Origin of the sequence: Cellulomonas xylanilytica (genome assembly GCF_007989805.1) — a bacterium.
Lineage (GTDB): Bacteria > Actinomycetota > Actinomycetes > Actinomycetales > Cellulomonadaceae > Cellulomonas > Cellulomonas xylanilytica.
In genome coordinates this window covers 102706-119213 of the sequence record NZ_BJUB01000005.1, presented here as the reverse complement: position 1 = coordinate 119213, position 16508 = coordinate 102706, and the positions used below count along the sequence as shown (strand labels likewise).

Here is a 16508-nt window from a genome sequence, read left to right as displayed (position 1 = left end):
CCACCGCGTGAGCCCGGACCTGGAGCGTGCGACCCGAGGTCGCCCCTTCCGTGGTCGTCGAGCCGTGCGGGTCGTGGCCCAGGGCGCCGTGCTCGCGGTCGTGGCCGCCGCGACCAGCGCGTTCGCGGTGATGCACAAGACCGTGACGGTGGACGTCGACGGCACCTCGGTGGAGGTCGAGGCCTTCGGCCGCACCGTCGAGGACATGCTGGCCAGCGCCGACATCGAGGTCGGCGAGCGCGACCTCGTCGCCCCCGGCCTGGACGAGCCCATCTCGCGGTCCGGCCAGATCGTCGTGCGGCACGGCCGCGAGCTGTCCGTCGAGGTCGACGGCTCCGAGCGGTCGGTGTGGACCACGGCCCTGACGGTCGGTGAGGCCGTCGACGGGCTCGGGCTGCGTGACGACGAGGTGCGCCTGTCGGCGTCCCGCTCCGCGGCTCTCGGCCGGGACACGCTGCGCGTCTCGACGCTCAAGACGATCCACCTCGTGGTCGACGGCCAGGTCATCGACGGGCTGACCAGCGCCGCCACGGTGCGCGACGGTCTGCGGGACATCGGCCTGGTGCTCGAGGAGGGCGACCAGGTATCGGTGCCGCTCGACTCCACCGCCGTGGACGGCCTCGTGGTCATGGTCACGCGCGCCAGCACGTCGGGCGAGACGGTGACCGAGGCGATGCCGTTCGAGTCCACCGAGGTCGAGGACCCGGGGATGGTCAAGGGCAACACCGTGATCGCCACCAAGGGCAAGGCCGGCGTCCGCACCACGACGTACGAGCTCCAGCTCGTCGGCGGGGTCGTCGTCGGCCGCACCCCGGTGGCCTCGGTGGTGACGGTCGCGCCCGTCACCCAGGTCACCAAGGTCGGCACCGCCGAGCTGCCGGACCCGTCCGTCGTCGCCGTCGAGCCGGGCACCGCCCAGGCGCTCGGCAAGGAGATGGCCGCGGCCCGCGGGTGGGGCGACGACCAGTTCGCCTGCCTGCTCGCGCTCTGGAACAAGGAGAGCGGCTGGCGCGTGAACGCGGAGAACAAGTCGTCGGGTGCGTACGGCATCCCGCAGTCGCTCCCGGGCAGCAAGATGGCGACGGTCGCGGACGACTGGCGGACCAACCCGGCGACGCAGATCACGTGGGGCCTGAACTACATCGGCGGCCGCTACGGCGACCCGTGCGGCGCCTACGCGCACAGCCAGGCCAAGGGCTGGTACTGATTCACCCGTGTGATCCCGCTCACGGGCTCTGACGTGGGGGAACGGTCGATCACCCGCGAAAACGAGGCACATCTCTACCCGATCGGCGGGTAGGCGCGCTTGGCAACCGGATCACGATTCGGTTACGGTCGGTCGCGCCTCGCGATCTGAACGTCGGCCCACCTGTGCTGGCAGACGTACCGCGGGGTGGTCGGCGCCCGCAGCAGGCGGGCCGCCGTGACGGCCGGATCGGGGATCCGGGACCGACGGGAGACGCCCAGAGGGTGTCCGCCGAGCCTCGAACGGAGGCACACCGCCGGGTGCCGCGCATGCGGCACGCTCCACTCCCCGTGCCCGGGCACCTCGACGGCTGGAGCCTCGTGCAGTTCTCGACCCTGATCCCTGGCCTGTCCGCGCGACGGTCCGAACGACCCAGCGCCACGTCCTCCCCGGACGACCTCCCCACGACTGGCCACCGGTCCGGCCGGGCACGCATCCTGCCCATCACGGCCGCCGCCGCGGCACTCGTCCTCGCGGGCGGGACCGCCACGTTCGCCCACGCGCAGAAGACGGTCACGCTGGACGTCAACGGCGACGTCGCCCGGCTGAGCACCTTCGCCGGCTCGGTCGACGGCCTCCTGGAGGACCAGGGCGTCGTCGTCGGAGAGCGTGACGTCGTCAGCCAGCGCGGCGCGCTGCGCGAGGGCACCGAGATCGTCGTCCGGCACGCGCACCAGGTCTCGGTCAACGTCGACGGCGTGGAGACGTCCGTCTGGACGACCGCGCTGTCCGCCGACGAGGCGCTCGACACGCTCGCCGCCCGCGGGACGTCCGTGGCGCTCGTCGCGTCCCGGTCCGCGGCCGGCGGCCGCCCCGAGCTCGCGCTCGACCTGACGCTGCGCGGCCCGGCCGACGTCCTGGTGGACGGCGCCACGCTCGAGGTCACCGACGCCGACGCCTCCGTCGCGCAGGTCCTCGGCGAGCTCGGCATCACCCTGAACGCGCTGGACCGCGTGTCCGTGGTGCAGGGTGCCGCCGGCCGGGTCCAGGTCGTCGTCAACCGGGTGGTCGTGCAGGACGTCACGTCGACGCACGAGGTCGCCTTCGCGTCGACCACGCAGGAGGACCCCGAGCGCTACGCCGGTCAGAAGCGCACGCTGACCGCCGGTGTCCCCGGCGTCCGCACCCTCGTCGAGCGCGTCACCACGATCGACGGTGTCGAGTCCGCCCGCGTCCCCGTGTCGGACGTCGTCACGCAGGCGCCCGTGGACGAGGTGCTGAGCGTCGGCACCAAGACGCGCCCGGTCGCGCCGGCCCCGGCCCCCGCCGGGTCGTCGACCGGCAGCCCGGTCACCGCCGGCGGCGACGCCGACTCCCTCAACTGGGCCGCGCTGGCCCGGTGCGAGTCCGGTGGCAACCCGAGCATCGTGTCGTCCACCGGCAAGTACCACGGCCTCTACCAGTTCTCGGTGAGCACGTGGCAGGCCGTCGGCGGTGCGGGGCTCCCCTCGGACGCCTCGGCCGAGGAGCAGACCGCCCGCGCGAAGATGCTCTACAACCGCTCCGGTGCCGGCCAGTGGCCGCACTGCGGGAAGAACCTCTTCAGCTGACCACTCGACAGGACCCCCGCCCGGCATCGTGGGCGGGGGTTCTGTCGTGCTCGCCTAGGCTCGTGCGCATGTCGACCACCACCACGCTGCTCGGGCCTGCGGAGATCCGCGAGCTCGCCGAGCGCGCCGGGGTGCGCCCGACCAAGCAGCTGGGGCAGAACTTCGTGCTCGACGGCGGCACGGTGCGCAAGATCGTGCGGCAGGCCGACGTGGAGCCGGGCGACCGCGTCGTGGAGGTCGGGCCGGGTCTCGGCTCGCTCACGCTCGGGCTGCTCGAGGCAGGCGCCGACGTCGTCGCCGTCGAGATCGACCCGACGCTGGCCCGGCTGCTGCCCACCACGGTCGCGCGGCACGTGCCGGGGCTGACGGTCGTCGCGGGGGCCGACGACGAGCCGGTGGTCCTGCGCGACGAGGCGGGCCGCGACCGCCTGACGATCGTGCTCGCGGACGCCCTCGACGTGCACGCGCTGCCCGGCCCGCCGCCCGTCGCGCTCGTCGCCAACCTGCCCTACAACGTGTCCGTCCCGGTCCTGCTGACGTTCCTCGAGCGGTTCGACAGCCTCGAGCGCGTCCTCGTCATGGTGCAGGCCGAGGTGGCGGACCGGCTCGCCGCACCGCCCGGCAGTCGCACCTACGGGGTGCCGTCCGCGAAGGCGGCCTGGTACGCGTCGGCGCGCCGGACCGCGACGGTCGGCCGCTCGGTCTTCTGGCCGGCGCCCAACGTCGACTCGGCGCTCGTGCGCTTCGACCGCCGCGAGCCCCCCGAGACCGACGCGTCCCGTGAGGCGGTGTTCGCCGTCGTCGACGCCGCGTTCGCCCAGCGCCGCAAGATGCTCCGCTCCGCGCTGTCCGCCCTGGCGGGGTCCTCCGACGCCGCCGTGGCGGCCCTCGAGGGCGCGGGCGTGGACCCGCAGGCGCGCGGCGAGCGCGTGGACATCGCCGGGTTCGCGCGCATCGCCGAACATCTCGGGCACCCCGGGCCGGTCGGCGGCCGACCTGGCATTGTGGAGCCGTGACGCTGACCCCCGTGGCCCCGCTGCCCGAGCACGAGGTCAGGGTCCGTGCGCCCGGCAAGATCAACCTGTCTCTGCGGGTCGGCCCGCGCGAGGACGACGGCTACCACGCCGTGTCGACGGTCTTCCAGGCCGTGTCGGTGTTCGAGGAGGTCGTCGCCACCCCGTCCGAGGAGCGCACCCTGGCCGTCAGCGGTCCGCAGGCCGAGCTGGTGCCGACCGACGGGTCCAACCTCGCGCTGCGGGCCGCGACCCTGCTGGCGGACCGGGCGGGCATCGACGACGGCGTCCACCTGCACCTGCACAAGGGCGTGCCGGTCGCCGGCGGGATGGCGGGCGGCTCGGCCGACGCCGCGGCGACCCTGGTCGCCTGCGACGCCCTGTGGCGCACCGGGCTCAGCCGGGACGACCTGCTGGACCTGGCCGCGGAGCTGGGGTCGGACGTGCCGTTCTCGCTGGCGGGCCACACCGCGGTGGGCTCCGGGCGCGGTCACCTGCTGACGCCCGCGCTCAGTCGCGGCGAGTTCCACTGGGCGTTCGCCGTGCAGGACCGCGGGCTGTCAACGGCGGCCGTGTACGCCGCGTTCGACGACCTGCACGGCTCGGCCCTCGTGCCCGAGCAGGACGACGACGTCCCGCTGATGCAGGCGCTGCGCGCGGGGGACCCGCGGGCGCTCGGTGCCGCGCTGCACAACGACCTGCAGATGGCGGCGCTCGAGCTCGACCCGGGCCTCGCGGAGCCCCTCGCGGTCGCGCAGGACGCGGGGGCGCTCGGCGTCGTCGTGTCCGGGTCGGGTCCGACGGTCGCCGCCCTCGGCCGCAGCCGCCAGCACGCGCTGGTGCTCGCCGCCGCGTTCACCGCGTCCGGCGTCTCGGACCGGGTCCTGACCGCTGCCGGCCCGGTGGCCGGTGCGCGCGTGGTCAGCTCCATGGACTGACTCCCGATCGACCCTTGACTTCTCGTCGCGAGCGGCAATACTTAAGCACATGCTTAACAATGGCGAGCTGGACAAGGTCTTCAAGGCCCTGTCCGACGCGACCCGCCGCGCGATGGTCGAACGCGTCGCACGCGGTCCGGTCTCCGTCAGCCAGCTCGCCGAGCCCTTCGCGATGTCCCTGCCCGCCGTCCACCAGCACCTCGCGCTGCTCGAGGACGCCGGCATCGTCACCTCGCACAAGACCGGCCGGGTCCGCACGGTCCAGCTCGCCACCGACGCCCTGACGGGCGCGGGGGAGTGGATGGGCCGGCAGCGGCTGCCCGGCGAGCGCCGGCTGGACCGGCTCGGTACCTATCTCGCCACCACGGAAGGACCTTGATCATGACCGTCGAGACCGCCAGCACCAGCACCGTCGTCCACGCGACCTTCGTCGTCGAGCGGACGTTCGACGCCTCGCTCGACCGTGTCTGGGACGCGTTCTCCGTGCCCGAGCAGCACGCCCAGTGGTTCGGGTCCGACCCGGGCTTCGCCGAGACCGAGGCCCACGAGGACTTCCGCGTCGGCGGGCAGGCCGTCCAGGACGGCCAGTGGCACGACGGGCCCACCAGCCGCTACGTCGCCACCTACACGGACATCGTCGAGCGCTCGCGCATCGTGTCGACCTACGACATGTGGGTGGCCGGCGAGCACCTGTCCACGTCGCTGGCGACCGTCGAGCTCGAGGCGGTCGACGGCGGCACGCGCGTGACCTACACCGAGCAGGGCGTCTTCCTGGACGGCAAGGACGACGGCAGCAAGCGCGAGTCGGGCTTCGCCGGGATCTTCGACGCCCTCGGCGCGTACCTGGCCCGCTGACGCGCGGCCGCTTGCGCCCCGTCGGACTCCGACGGCAGGGTGACGCCATGCGCGCCACGGCTCCGTCCCTGATCACGGTCGTGTGCGTGCTGGCCCTCGTCGGGTGCGCACCGACCGGACCGACGGCGCAGGAACCGGGCGCGACGGTCACCACCGAGGCGCAGCCCACCCAGGCACCGACACCGACACCGACGCCGACGCCGACGCCGACGTGGACGCCGCCCACCGACCTGCCGGCCGAGGTCATGCTGCCGGAGACCGCCTGGGACACCGCCGGCCCGGACAGCTGGCGGGAGGAGTCGGAGGGCGTGGTCAGCTGGCTCGTCGACGAGACGTGCGACGCCGGGATGCCGACCGACGGCGTCGCGATGCGCACCGTCACGCAGGGCTCCGGAGAGGTCGAGTCGCGCGTCGGTGCGCACCAGGTCGTCGTGCTCGCCGACGCCGACGCCGCGGTGGCCGAGGCCGGCCGGTTGGGTGCCGCGCTGAGCGCGTGCCCGCAACAGGTCCCCCCCGACACCACCATGTACACGGTCGAGCCGCTGGACGTGGGGGCGCAGGGGGTCGGCCTGGCCACCCGCTACTACGCCGGAGACGGGCGGGTGGACGAGGCGATGGGCACCTACCTGGCGGTCACGCGGCGCGGGAACGCGGTAACCCTCGTCGCGGTGCAGGGCGGGGAGGGGCAGGTCGGCACCGCACGCGAGGTCGTCACGGCGAACGCGCAGGCCGCGTGGGAGCTTCTGTGCGGCTACGACTCCGCGGGCTGCTGACGGGGTCAGCAGGTCGACGAGTCGTCCGCCGAGGTCAGCACGCCACCCGGCGGTGACCACGGCGTCTCGACGGCCGGCGGCGGCGCAGGCGTGCCCGCGGGTGGGGTCGTGGGCGTGACGTCAGCCGCCGGCAGCACACCCACGGGCTGGTCGGTGGCGATCCGGGCCCACAGGTCGGCCGCGGCCGGTGCGGCGACCAGCCGGTTGGAGTCGCGAGGGTCGGGAGTGGTGGGCATCGACGCGAACACGATCCGCTCCGCGCTCAGGTGGCGCAGCGACAGGCCGAACCCGGTCAGGTCGGTGAGGTCCCGGAAGCCCGTGCTCGCGGTCAGGGAGCTCGTCGCAGCCTGCGCGAACCGGAAGAGGGCCGTCGGGCTCGTCAGCACCTCCTGGCTGAGCACCGACCGGGTCATCGCGGCCATGAGGTCCTGCTGACGCGTGATCCGGCCGGTGTCGGACCCGTCGCCGATGTCGTGCCGCGCCCGGGCGAACTGGACGGCGGTCGTGCCGGTGAACACTTGCGCACCGGCGGGGACGTCCAGCCCGGTGTCCTCGTCGCTGAGGCCGGTGGGCAGGCAGATGGGCACCCCGCCGATCGCGTCGACCATGTCCCGCAGCCCCACGAAGTCGACGAGCACCAGCCCGTCCAGCCGGACCCCGGTGAGGAGCTCGACCGTCTTCCAGGTGCACCCCGACGCCGACGCGACGTCCTGACCCTGCTGCCAGCCGACCGCGAACGCCTCGTTGACCTGCCGGTCGTCCCGCGCCGGTGTCGTCGACCCGTCCGTCATCGTGCACGACGGTCGGTCGGTCATCAGGTCACGAGGGATCGACACCAGCTCGACCCGGGACCGGTCGGCGGCCACGTGGGCGACGATCGTGGTGTCGGACGCCATGCCCTCGTTGTCACCGCCGATCGTGGCGTTCTCCCCGCTGCGGTCGTCGGAGCCGATGATCAGCAGGTTCACCGGGGAGCCCGCCCGTGCGTCCCCGGGAGGCGGCTCCGACGCCTGGGGACGGGCGCTCTCGTCGCCGACGAGGTCGGCCAGGTCGACCCCCGTGACGTTCGACTGGAGCTCCCGGTACACGGCCGCCGCGCCCGCGACACCGAACACGAGGACGCCCACGGCGGTCAGGCCGACCGCGCGAAGCGCCCGGCGGGGTCGGACGGCGCGCGCGTGCTGGCTCATCCTCCGGACGCTAGTGCGCAGGTCAGTGCGGGTGCGGGTGGTCCGGGTGGAGGCCTTGTGCGGGTGTGCGGGTAGCCTTCACACGACATGGCACACCTTCTCGGCGCGGATCGCGTCACGCTCGCGCTGGGCACGCGCACCCTCCTCGACGAGGTCTCCCTCGGGCTCGACGACGGTCAGCGCATCGGCGTCGTCGGCCCCAACGGCGCCGGAAAGTCCACGCTCCTGCGCGTGCTGTCCGGGCTGCAGGAGCCCGACGACGGCCGGGTCACCCGCGCCGGCGGCGTGCGGATCGCCGTGCTGGACCAGCGCGACGACCTGCTGGCCGGCAGCACCGTCCTCGACGTGGTGCACGGGTCCGCCGACGAGCACGAGTGGGCCACCGACTCCCGCATCCGCTCGGTGCACGCCGGCCTGCTCGGGGACGTGTCGCTCGACGCCGACGTCGCCACCCTGTCCGGCGGCCAGCGTCGCCGGGTCGCCCTGGCGGCGCTGCTCGTGCGGGACGACGAGGTCCTGGTCCTCGACGAGCCCACCAACCACCTCGACGTCGAGGGCGTGGCGTGGCTCGCCGCGCACCTGGTCGAGCGGTACCGGGGCTCCAACGGCGCGCTCGTCGTCGTCACGCACGACCGCTGGTTCCTCGACGCGGTCTGCACGCGCACGTGGGAGGTGCACGACGGGACGGTCGACCAGTACGAGGGTGGGTACGCCGCCTACGTGCTGGCGCGGGCCGAGCGGGCACGCACGGCGTCGACCACCGAGGAGAAGCGGCAGAACCTGCTCCGCAAGGAGCTCGCGTGGCTACGCCGGGGCGCACCTGCGCGCACGAGCAAGCCGAAGTTCCGGATCGACGCCGCGAACGCGCTCATCGAGAACGAGCCGCCGCCGCGCGACCAGCTGAGCCTGACCCGGATGGCCACCGCCCGGCTGGGCAAGGACGTGCTCGACATCGAGGACGCCTCGGTCGTCTACGGCGACCGCACGCTCCTGCACGACATCACCTGGCGGCTCGGCCCCGGAGACCGGGTGGGCCTGGTCGGCGTCAACGGCGCCGGCAAGACGTCTCTGCTGCGGCTCCTGTCCGGACGCCAGCAACCGACCACCGGGCGGGTGAAGCGCGGCAAGACCGTGCAGGTGGCCGAGCTCAGCCAGGACGTCGAGGAGCTCGACGAGCTGGCGGGTCTGCGTGTCATCGAGGTGATCGAGAGCGAGAAGCGCTCGGTGGTCGTCGGCGGCAAGGAGCTCACCGCAGCCCAGCTGGTCGAGCGGCTCGGCTTCGACCGCGAACGCTCGCGCACGCCGGTGCGGGACCTGTCCGGCGGGGAGCGTCGACGGCTGCAGCTGCTGCGGCTGCTCGTCGGGGAGCCCAACGTGCTGCTGCTCGACGAGCCGACCAACGACCTGGACACCGACACGCTGGCCGCCCTGGAGGACCTCCTGGACGGCTGGCCGGGCACCCTCATCGTCGTCTCGCACGACCGGTACCTGCTCGAGCGGGTGTGCGACACGCAGATGGCCCTCCTCGGTGACGGCCTGCTCCGCCAGCTGCCCGGCGGCGTCGAGCAGTACCTGGACCTGCGCCGCGATGCCGCGGCCACGGCCAGCTCCCCGCTGGACGCCCGCCCGGTGGCCGAGGCGGCCGCGGCGGTGTCCACCGCCGACCTGCGCACGGCTCGCAAGGAGATCGCCCGCATCGAGCGGCGCCTCTCGCGGATCGCGGACCAGGAGGCGGTCCTGCACCAGCGGATGTCGGACCAGGCGACCGACCACCAGGCCGTGATCGCGCTGGACGCCGAGCTGCGGGCCCTCGCCGCCGAGAAGGACGAGCTCGAGGCCGCGTGGCTCGAGGCCGCGGAGATCGTCGGCTAGCTAGCCCTCCCGGCGCATGCTGCGCAGGCCCAGCCCCGTCGCGGCACCCATCGTCAGCACGGCTCCGAGCACGACCAGCAGCGGTGCGGTCCACCCGCCGCTCGACGCGTGCACGGCGCCCAGGACGCTGGGGCCCAGGGCGGCGCAGCCGTAGCCGAGGCTCTGCACGGTCGCGGACATGCGGCGGGCGGCCGCCTGCGACCCGGCGCTGGACGCGATGACGGTGAAGATCACCGCGAAGTTGCCGCCCTGTGCCACGCCCGCGAACGTGCACCACACCGGCCACCACTGCGGGGCGAGCAGCAGACCGATGGGCAGGGCCGCCCAGCCGACCGCGATCGCGGCGGCCACGGCGGCCACGGGTGCGCGGCGCCCGAGCGCGATGGGCACCGCGATGCCGCCGACCATGCCGAACAGCTGGAAGAGCGCGGCGGCGCCGCCGGACGCGGCCCGTTCGAGCCCGAGGTTGTCGTGCAGGACCGACGGCAGCCAGGCACTGACCGCGTAGTACCCGAAGGCCTGCCCGGCGAACGCGACGGCGAGGAACCACGTCACGGGCCGGCGCCAGACGTCGGGCGCCTTGGTGCCGGTGACGACGGGCACGGGTTCGGCACGAGAGAAGGGGTACGCCCGCTGCCACACCACGAGGGCGACCACGGCCAGCAGCCCCCACGACGCGAGCGCCCACCGCCAGCCCACGACCTCCGCGAGCGGGGCGGTCAGGGTGGTGGTCAGGACGCTGCCGCCGTTGAGCGCCGCCGTGTACAGGCCGGTCACCCGCGGCACGTGCCCGGGGAAGTCCCGCCCGATCACCACCGGCACGGCGACGTTGCCCGCCGTGATGGCCACCCCGATCAGGACGGTGCCGACGAGCGCGGTGCCGAACCCGTCGGCCGACCGCAGCAGCGTCCCGGCCAGGACCGTCACCAGCGACGCCGCGACCACCCGTCCGGTTCCGAGCCGCCCGAGCAGGACCGCCATGAACGGCGTCGCCACCGCGAAGCAGAGCACCGGGATGCCCGTGAGCAGCCCGACGCCCGCGGCACTCAGCCCGAGGTCCGCCCGGACGTCGTCGACGACCGGGGCGAGCGCCGTGATCGGCGCCCGCAGGTTCAGCGCGTACAGCAGGACGGCCGCGAGCAGCAGCCCTCGTGCGGCGGACCGAGCCGCCGTCATGCCCTCACGACGCGTCGAACGGCGCGGTCACCTCGCGCAGCAGGTCGGCCAGCCGGTCGCGGTCGGCCTCGTCGAGGTCGCCCAGCAGACCCCGCTCGACGTCGAGCAGGTCCGCGAACGCGGCGTCCACCCGGTCCAGCCCGGCCGGGGTGAGCTGCACGAGGACACCGCGGCGGTCGTCCGGTGCGGGCAGCCGCTCGACCAGCCCGTGCTCCGCCAGGCGGTCGATGCGGTTGGTCATGGTGCCGCTGGTGACCAGGGTCTGGGTGAGCAGCGCCCCCGGCGACAGGCGGTACGGCGCGCCCGCACGCCGCAGCGCGGAGAGCACGTCGAACTCCCACGTCTCCAGGTCGTGACGTGCGAACGCCGAGCGGCGGGCGAGGTCGAGGTGCCGGGCCAGCCGGCTCACGCGCGACAGGACGGTCAGCGGGCGGACGTCCAGGTCGGGGCGCTCACGCTCCCAGGCGAGGACGATCCGATCGACCTCGTCGCGGGCCCCCGGAGCGTCCGGAGGGGTGCGTGCCACCATGACGCGAGATTACTCGACGTCGAGAGAGATTCCCCTCAGGTGCGGGTCAGCGTGGGCCTGCGCTCGAGCGCCGAGAGCCCGTTCCACGCCAGGTTCACCAGGTGCGCCGCGACGACGTTCTTGCTGGGGCTGCGCGCGTCGAGCCACCACTGCCCGGTCAGCGCGACCATGCCGACCAGCATCTGCGCGTAGATCGGCGCCGTCTTCGGGTCCTGCCCCTGCTTCTTGAACTGGTACGCCAGCAGGTGCTCGACCTGCGTGGCGACGTCCCCGATCAGGCTGGAGAACGTGCCCGTCGCCTGCGCGACCGGGGAGTCGCGGACCAGGATCCGGAACCCGTCCTCGTTGGTCTCGATGTACCCGAGCAGCGCCAGCGTCGTCCGCTCCACCAGAACCTTGGGGTGACCCCCGACCTCCAGCGCGCCGCTCAGCGCACCGGTCAGCGCCTGGATCTCGCGGTCGACCACCACCGCGTAGATGCCCTCCTTGCCGCCGAAGTGCTCGTACACGACCGGCTTGGACACCTCCGCGCGAGCGGCGATCTCCTCGATGCTCGTGCCGTCGAAGCCCTTCTCGGCGAACAGCCGCCGCGCCACGTCGACCAGCTGGGCGCGCCGCTGCGTCCCCGTCATGCGGGAGCGGGTGGAGCGCTTGCTGTCGGTGGCCACGCGCCCATCATGCCGTGAGCACCAGACATGGCTGGCAGACTTGGCGGCCACGACGCGACGACCGTCGGTCCGCCCTGGTGTAACGGCAGCACGCCGGCCTTTGGAGCCGTGCAGTCCAGGTTCGAATCCTGGGGGCGGAGCGGGCCGCCACGGCGTCGGCCCGCCTGTCGCGCCACCGTCCGGGGTGGACGCGGTACGGTGCGACTCATGGCGACGACGCGCAACCTGCGTGCTGCATACGTCCTGCTGGGTCTCTTCGTGTTCGGTGTCGTGTCGCAGGTCGTGGACCTCGCCGCGGGCGCCACCGAGGTCGGTGTGCGGGTCGCGGTGATCGTCGTGGCGGCCGTCGGAGCCGTGCTGACCGGGGTGTGGATCGCCCGGCAGAGGCGGCTGCCCCCGCCGGTGCCGAAGCAGTTCACGCCCGCACCGGAGGACGCGCCCGACGACCCCGGCCCGGCCGGAGCGACCTCCGCGCGCGGGTAGAGTGCACCCTGCGCACGAGATCCGCCGCCCGACTCCCGGGCAGATCCGCGAGGAGCACCTACAGGTGACGTTCCCCCGCCCGGCCGCCGTCGTCGTCCTCGCCGCAGGTGAAGGAACCCGGATGCGCTCGGCAACCCCCAAGGTCCTGCACACCCTGGCCGGCCGCAGTATGCTCGGCCACGCACTGTCCACCGCGCGTGCGCTCGACCCCGGCCGGGTGCTGGTCGTCGTCCGGCACGAGCGCGACCAGGTCGCGGCGCACGTCGCGCAGGTCGACCCCCAGGCGCTGCTCGCCGACCAGGACGCCATCCCCGGCACGGGTCGCGCGGTCCAGGTCGCGATGACGGCGCTCGACGCGGCCGCGCAGGCAGACGCCGCCGACGACACCTCTGTCGGGTCGGCGACGCACGCACAGGTGTCGGGGGCGGTCGTCGTCATCGCGGGCGACGTCCCGCTGCTGGACGCCGGAACGCTGCACGAGCTGCTCGAGGCGCACCACGCAGACGGCAACGCGGTGACGGTGCTGACCACGCAGGTGGCAGAGCCCACCGGGTACGGCCGGATCCTGCGCGAGCCCGGCACGGGCGACGTGCTCGGCATCGTCGAGGAGAAGGACGCCGACGACGAGCAGCGCACGATCACGGAGATCAACTCCTCCATCTACGTCTTCGACGCCGGTGTGCTGCGCGGCGCGCTCGGCAGGCTCGGTCGCGACAACGCGCAGGGCGAGGTGTACCTGACCGACGTGCTGGCGATCGCCCGCACCGACGGCGGTCACGTCCGGGCGCTCCAGACGGACGACCCGGTTCTGGTGGAGGGCGTCAACGACCGCGTGCAGCTGTCGGTGCTCCGGGCGGAGATGAACCGCCGCATCCTCGAGGCCTGGATGCGCGAGGGCGTCACCGTGATCGACCCGGCGACCACCTGGGTGGACGTGGACGTCGAGCTGGAGCGGGACGTCACGCTCCTGCCCGGCACGCAGCTGCACGGCGCGACGGTGGTCCGCGAGGGCGCGACCGTCGGACCGGACTCCACTCTGACGGACGTCGAGGTGGGCCCGCGCGCCAGCGTCGTGCGCACGCACGGCACGCTGGCCGTGGTCGGTGCCGACGCGAGCGTGGGGCCGTTCGCGTACCTGCGCCCCGGCACGGTGCTCGGTGAGAAGGGCAAGATCGGCACGTTCGTCGAGACGAAGAACGCGCAGATCGGCACCGGCTCGAAGATCCCGCACCTGTCCTACGTGGGCGACGCGACGATCGGCGAGCACACGAACATCGGTGCGGCGTCGGTGACCGTCAACTACGACGGCGTGAACAAGCACCACACGACCATCGGCTCGTACGCCCGCACGGGTGCCGACAACATGTTCGTCGCCCCCGTGACCGTCGGGGACGGTGCCTACACCGGCGCCGGCAGCGTGATCCGTCGCGACGTGCCCTCGGGCGCGCTCGGCGTGAGTGCCGGCGCGCAGCGCAACATCGAGGGCTGGGTCTCCCGCGCACGCGCCGGGACGGCCGCGGCCAAGGCGGTCGTCCGGCCGTCCGCCGACGACGAGCTCTCCCCGCAGGCCCGCGCCGAGCGCGACCGTGCCGCCGCAGCATCCGCCGACGCACCGCCGACCCCGCCGCCTGCACTGCCGGACAACGGCACCAACCCGAAGGACTCCGCACGATGACCGGGATCATCTCCTCGGACGGCGAGAAGCGTCTCGTGCTCCTGACGGGTCGGGCGCACCCCGACCTGGCCACCAGCGTGGCCAGCCACCTCGGCATCGACCTCCTGCCGACCACCACCTACGAGTTCGCCAACGGGGAGATCTACACCCGCTTCGGGGAGTCCGTGCGCGGCGCCGACACGTTCGTGCTGCAGTCGCACTCGTCGCCCATCAACACGTGGATCATGGAGCAGCTGCTCATGGTCGACGCCCTCAAGCGTGCCTCCGCCAAGACGATCACCGTCGTCGCGCCGTTCTACGGGTACGCCCGCCAGGACAAGAAGCACCGCGGCCGCGAGCCGATCTCCGCGCGCCTCATGTCCGACCTGTTCAAGACGGCCGGCGCCGACCGCCTCATGAGCGTCGACCTGCACGCCGCGCAGATCCAGGGCTTCTTCGACGGGCCGGTCGACCACCTCTGGGCCATGCCGATCCTCACGGAGTACGTGCGCAGCCGCGTCGACACCTCCAACGTCACGGTCGTCTCGCCCGACGCCGGCCGCATCCGGGTGGCCGAGCAGTGGGCCGCCAAGCTGGGCGGCGGGCCGCTGGCCTTCGTGCACAAGACCCGGGACATCCGCAGCCCCAACAAGACGGTCGCCAACCGGGTCGTCGGTGACGTCGAGGGTCGCAGCTGCGTGCTCGTCGACGACCTCATCGACACCGCCGGCACCATCGCCGGTGCCGTGCGGGTCCTGCTCGAGGCCGGCGCCAAGGACGTCATCGTCGCCGCGACGCACGGCGTCCTGTCCGACCCCGCGGTGGACCGGCTGCAGAACTGCGGCGCCCGCGAGGTCGTCATCACCGACACGCTGCCCATCGCCGAAGACCGGCGCTTCCCGCAGCTCACCGTGCTCTCGATCGCGCCCCTGATTGCGCGGGCCATCCGCGAGGTGTTCGACGACGGCTCCGTGACGTCGCTCTTCGACGGCCAGGCCTGACGCTCGTGGACGGCCGCGACGACGACACGCTGCGTCGCCGTGGCCCGCGCGGCGGCGTGACCGTCACCGGTGCCGGGGAGGCCGAGGCGGTGCCCGACCGCGCCGTCGCCGATCTCGGTGCCGAGGCCCGAGCCGTCGACGCCGAGCGCGCGCTCGCCGAGGCAGGGGCCTGCCTCGAGCGGATGCGTGCGGTCCTGCGCGACGCCGGGGTCGACGACCTCGCGATGCGGACCACGCAGTCGAGCACCTGGACCGACGGCTCGGCGGTCGGCTCGTCGCGCGTCGTCGCCCGGCTCGGCCTGCAGGTCACGCTGCGCGACGTCGCGGTGGCCGGTGACGTCGTCGGGGCCGCTGTCGTCGCGGGCGGCGAGCCGGCCCGCATGGACGGCATCCGGCTCGAGATCAGCGACCCCACCGAGCCCCGTGCCCGGGCGCGCGAGGCCGCCTGGGCGGACGCCGTGGCCCGCGCCACCCAGTGGGCCGCCCTGTCCGGCCGCTCGCTGGGCGAGGTGCAGTGGGTCACCGAGGGCGGATCCGACGCCGCGCCGCTGCGGCTGAGCCGCGGGATGGGGGTCGCGAAGGCCACGTCCGTCCCCGTCGAGGCCGGCCAGCAGACGGTGTCGGCGGACGTGACGGTGCGGTGGGCGTGGGCCGAGGACGCCTCGGCCCTCTGACCCGCGGGTTGGGATCCACGCACTCGACCGGGTAGGCTCTCCAGGTTGCCTCGGCGAGGGACGAAGGACGGTCAGCGAAGTTCCACGACCACCTGCGCTCCGTGATCGACTGGGTGAGCGCCTCCGCGTGCCCGTCCTGCGTCCCGCGTCGAGGCCACCACACCTGTCTTCATCGCGGCCCCGTGCCGCCATCGCCACCGCCACCACGTCGGCCCACTACGCCGACGCCAGCACTCTGGGAGTACACGTGTCCGAGGTCAAGCTTGTCGCCACCACCCGCACGGAGTTCGGCAAGGGCGCCGCACGCCGTCTGCGCCGCGCCCACCAGGTCCCGGCCGTCCTCTACGGGCACGGCTCCGACCCGCTGCACGTCGCCCTTCCCGGCCACGAGACGATGCTCGCCGTGAAGCAGGCCAACGCGCTGTTCGCCATCGAGCTCGACGGCAAGACGACGCTGGCCATCACGAAGGACGTCCAGCGCGACGTCGTCAAGAACACCATCGAGCACGTCGACCTGCTCATCGTCACCAAGGGCGAGAAGGTCTCCGTCGACGTCCCCGTCACGATCGTCGGCGAGTCCGCGCCCGGCACCATCCACGTCGTCGAGACGCAGACGCTGTCCCTCGAGGCCGAGGCGACGCACCTGCCCACCGAGGTCCAGGTCTCCATCGAGGGCCTCGCGGGCGGTTCCTCCGTCAGCGCCGGCGACATCGAGCTCCCGAAGGGCTCGGTCCTGCTGACCGACCCCGAGATGACCGTCGTGTCCGTCTCCGTGCCGCACGCCTCGGCCGAGGACGTCGCCGCCGAGGAGGCCGCCGCCGAGCTCGCCGCGTCGCAGTCGGCTGCGTCCGCCGCCGCCGCCGAGTCGGAGGGCTGAGCCCGACCT

Annotated in this window: 17 protein-coding genes and 1 tRNA gene; 14 read left to right on the top strand and 4 right to left on the bottom strand. The window is 73.6% G+C overall.

Annotation, left to right across the window (positions count from 1 at the left end; genetic code table 11):
- Positions 1-7 precede the first annotated feature (7 nt).
- The 7 genes from CXY01_RS09355 to CXY01_RS20825 all read left to right on the top strand — a co-directional run bounded on the left by CXY01_RS09355 (position 8) and on the right by CXY01_RS20825 (position 6375).
- Complete coding sequence (locus tag CXY01_RS09355) at positions 8-1207, top strand: resuscitation-promoting factor (RefSeq protein ID WP_246125199.1); 1200 nt, start codon at positions 8-10, stop codon at positions 1205-1207.
- Between the two features lie 308 nt (positions 1208-1515).
- Positions 1516-2796, top strand: coding sequence for a resuscitation-promoting factor (locus tag CXY01_RS09350; RefSeq protein ID WP_146927159.1), 1281 nt, complete (start codon positions 1516-1518; stop codon positions 2794-2796).
- A 68-nt stretch (positions 2797-2864) separates the two neighbouring features.
- The gene (rsmA, locus tag CXY01_RS09345; RefSeq protein WP_146927158.1) at positions 2865-3812 is read left to right on the top strand and encodes a 16S rRNA (adenine(1518)-N(6)/adenine(1519)-N(6))-dimethyltransferase RsmA; all 948 of its coding nucleotides are present in this window, start codon (positions 2865-2867) and stop codon (positions 3810-3812) included.
- Entirely contained in the window at positions 3809-4747 is a 939-nt protein-coding gene (locus CXY01_RS09340) for a 4-(cytidine 5'-diphospho)-2-C-methyl-D-erythritol kinase (protein ID WP_146927157.1), read from the top strand. Before rsmA ends, CXY01_RS09340 begins: the two co-directional genes overlap by 4 nt.
- Before the next feature lie 49 nt (positions 4748-4796).
- Positions 4797-5126 (top strand): ArsR/SmtB family transcription factor, encoded by a 330-nt coding sequence (locus CXY01_RS09335; protein ID WP_146927156.1) that lies wholly within the window; start codon positions 4797-4799, stop codon positions 5124-5126.
- A gap of 2 nt (positions 5127-5128) precedes the next feature.
- Positions 5129-5602 (top strand): SRPBCC family protein, encoded by a 474-nt coding sequence (locus CXY01_RS09330; RefSeq protein WP_146927155.1) that lies wholly within the window; start codon positions 5129-5131, stop codon positions 5600-5602.
- A 47-nt stretch (positions 5603-5649) separates the two neighbouring features.
- A complete protein-coding gene (locus tag CXY01_RS20825) occupies positions 5650-6375 on the top strand; it encodes a hypothetical protein (RefSeq protein WP_186813349.1) in 726 nt (241 codons plus the stop codon).
- 5 nt (positions 6376-6380) lie between these two features.
- Here CXY01_RS20825 and CXY01_RS09320 read toward each other — a convergent pair whose 3' ends face one another.
- Positions 6381-7565: an LCP family protein gene (locus CXY01_RS09320; RefSeq protein WP_146927154.1), complete on the bottom strand. Its 1185-nt coding sequence runs from the start codon at positions 7563-7565 to the stop codon at positions 6381-6383.
- Positions 7566-7652: 87 nt separating this feature from the next.
- Between CXY01_RS09320 and CXY01_RS09315 the strand changes: the two genes are divergently transcribed.
- Complete coding sequence (locus CXY01_RS09315; RefSeq protein WP_146927153.1) at positions 7653-9437, top strand: ABC-F family ATP-binding cassette domain-containing protein; 1785 nt, start codon at positions 7653-7655, stop codon at positions 9435-9437.
- On the opposite strand, the gene CXY01_RS09310 is transcribed toward CXY01_RS09315, so the two are convergent.
- From CXY01_RS09310 to CXY01_RS09300, 3 genes are read right to left on the bottom strand one after another with little or no spacing between them, the layout of a single operon-like run.
- On the bottom strand, positions 9438-10613 hold the full coding sequence (locus CXY01_RS09310) for an MFS transporter (protein WP_146927152.1): 1176 nt from the start codon (positions 10611-10613) through the stop codon (positions 9438-9440). It abuts the gene before it with no gap.
- Between the two features lie 4 nt (positions 10614-10617).
- Complete coding sequence (locus CXY01_RS09305; protein WP_146927151.1) at positions 10618-11142, bottom strand: MarR family winged helix-turn-helix transcriptional regulator; 525 nt, start codon at positions 11140-11142, stop codon at positions 10618-10620.
- 35 nt (positions 11143-11177) lie between these two features.
- Complete coding sequence (locus CXY01_RS09300) at positions 11178-11774, bottom strand: TetR/AcrR family transcriptional regulator (protein ID WP_146927311.1); 597 nt, start codon at positions 11772-11774, stop codon at positions 11178-11180.
- Between the two features lie 104 nt (positions 11775-11878).
- Here CXY01_RS09300 and CXY01_RS09295 point away from each other — a divergent pair.
- The 6 genes from CXY01_RS09295 to CXY01_RS09270 all read left to right on the top strand — a co-directional run bounded on the left by CXY01_RS09295 (position 11879) and on the right by CXY01_RS09270 (position 16499).
- Positions 11879-11950, top strand: a tRNA-Gln gene (locus CXY01_RS09295).
- A gap of 67 nt (positions 11951-12017) precedes the next feature.
- On the top strand, positions 12018-12293 hold the full coding sequence (locus tag CXY01_RS09290; RefSeq protein WP_146927150.1) for a hypothetical protein: 276 nt from the start codon (positions 12018-12020) through the stop codon (positions 12291-12293).
- A 64-nt stretch (positions 12294-12357) separates the two neighbouring features.
- Positions 12358-13968, top strand: coding sequence for a bifunctional UDP-N-acetylglucosamine diphosphorylase/glucosamine-1-phosphate N-acetyltransferase GlmU (gene glmU / locus CXY01_RS09285; RefSeq protein WP_146927149.1), 1611 nt, complete (start codon positions 12358-12360; stop codon positions 13966-13968).
- Positions 13965-14948: a ribose-phosphate diphosphokinase gene (locus CXY01_RS09280; protein ID WP_146927148.1), complete on the top strand. Its 984-nt coding sequence runs from the start codon at positions 13965-13967 to the stop codon at positions 14946-14948. The genes glmU and CXY01_RS09280 overlap by 4 nt, the downstream gene beginning before the upstream one ends.
- Positions 14949-14953: 5 nt before the next feature.
- Positions 14954-15622, top strand: a complete 669-nt coding sequence (locus tag CXY01_RS09275; protein ID WP_246125198.1) for an SIMPL domain-containing protein — start codon at positions 14954-14956, stop codon at positions 15620-15622.
- A gap of 247 nt (positions 15623-15869) precedes the next feature.
- A complete protein-coding gene (locus CXY01_RS09270; RefSeq protein WP_146927147.1) occupies positions 15870-16499 on the top strand; it encodes a 50S ribosomal protein L25/general stress protein Ctc in 630 nt (209 codons plus the stop codon).
- The last annotated feature ends 9 nt before the right edge of the window (positions 16500-16508 follow it).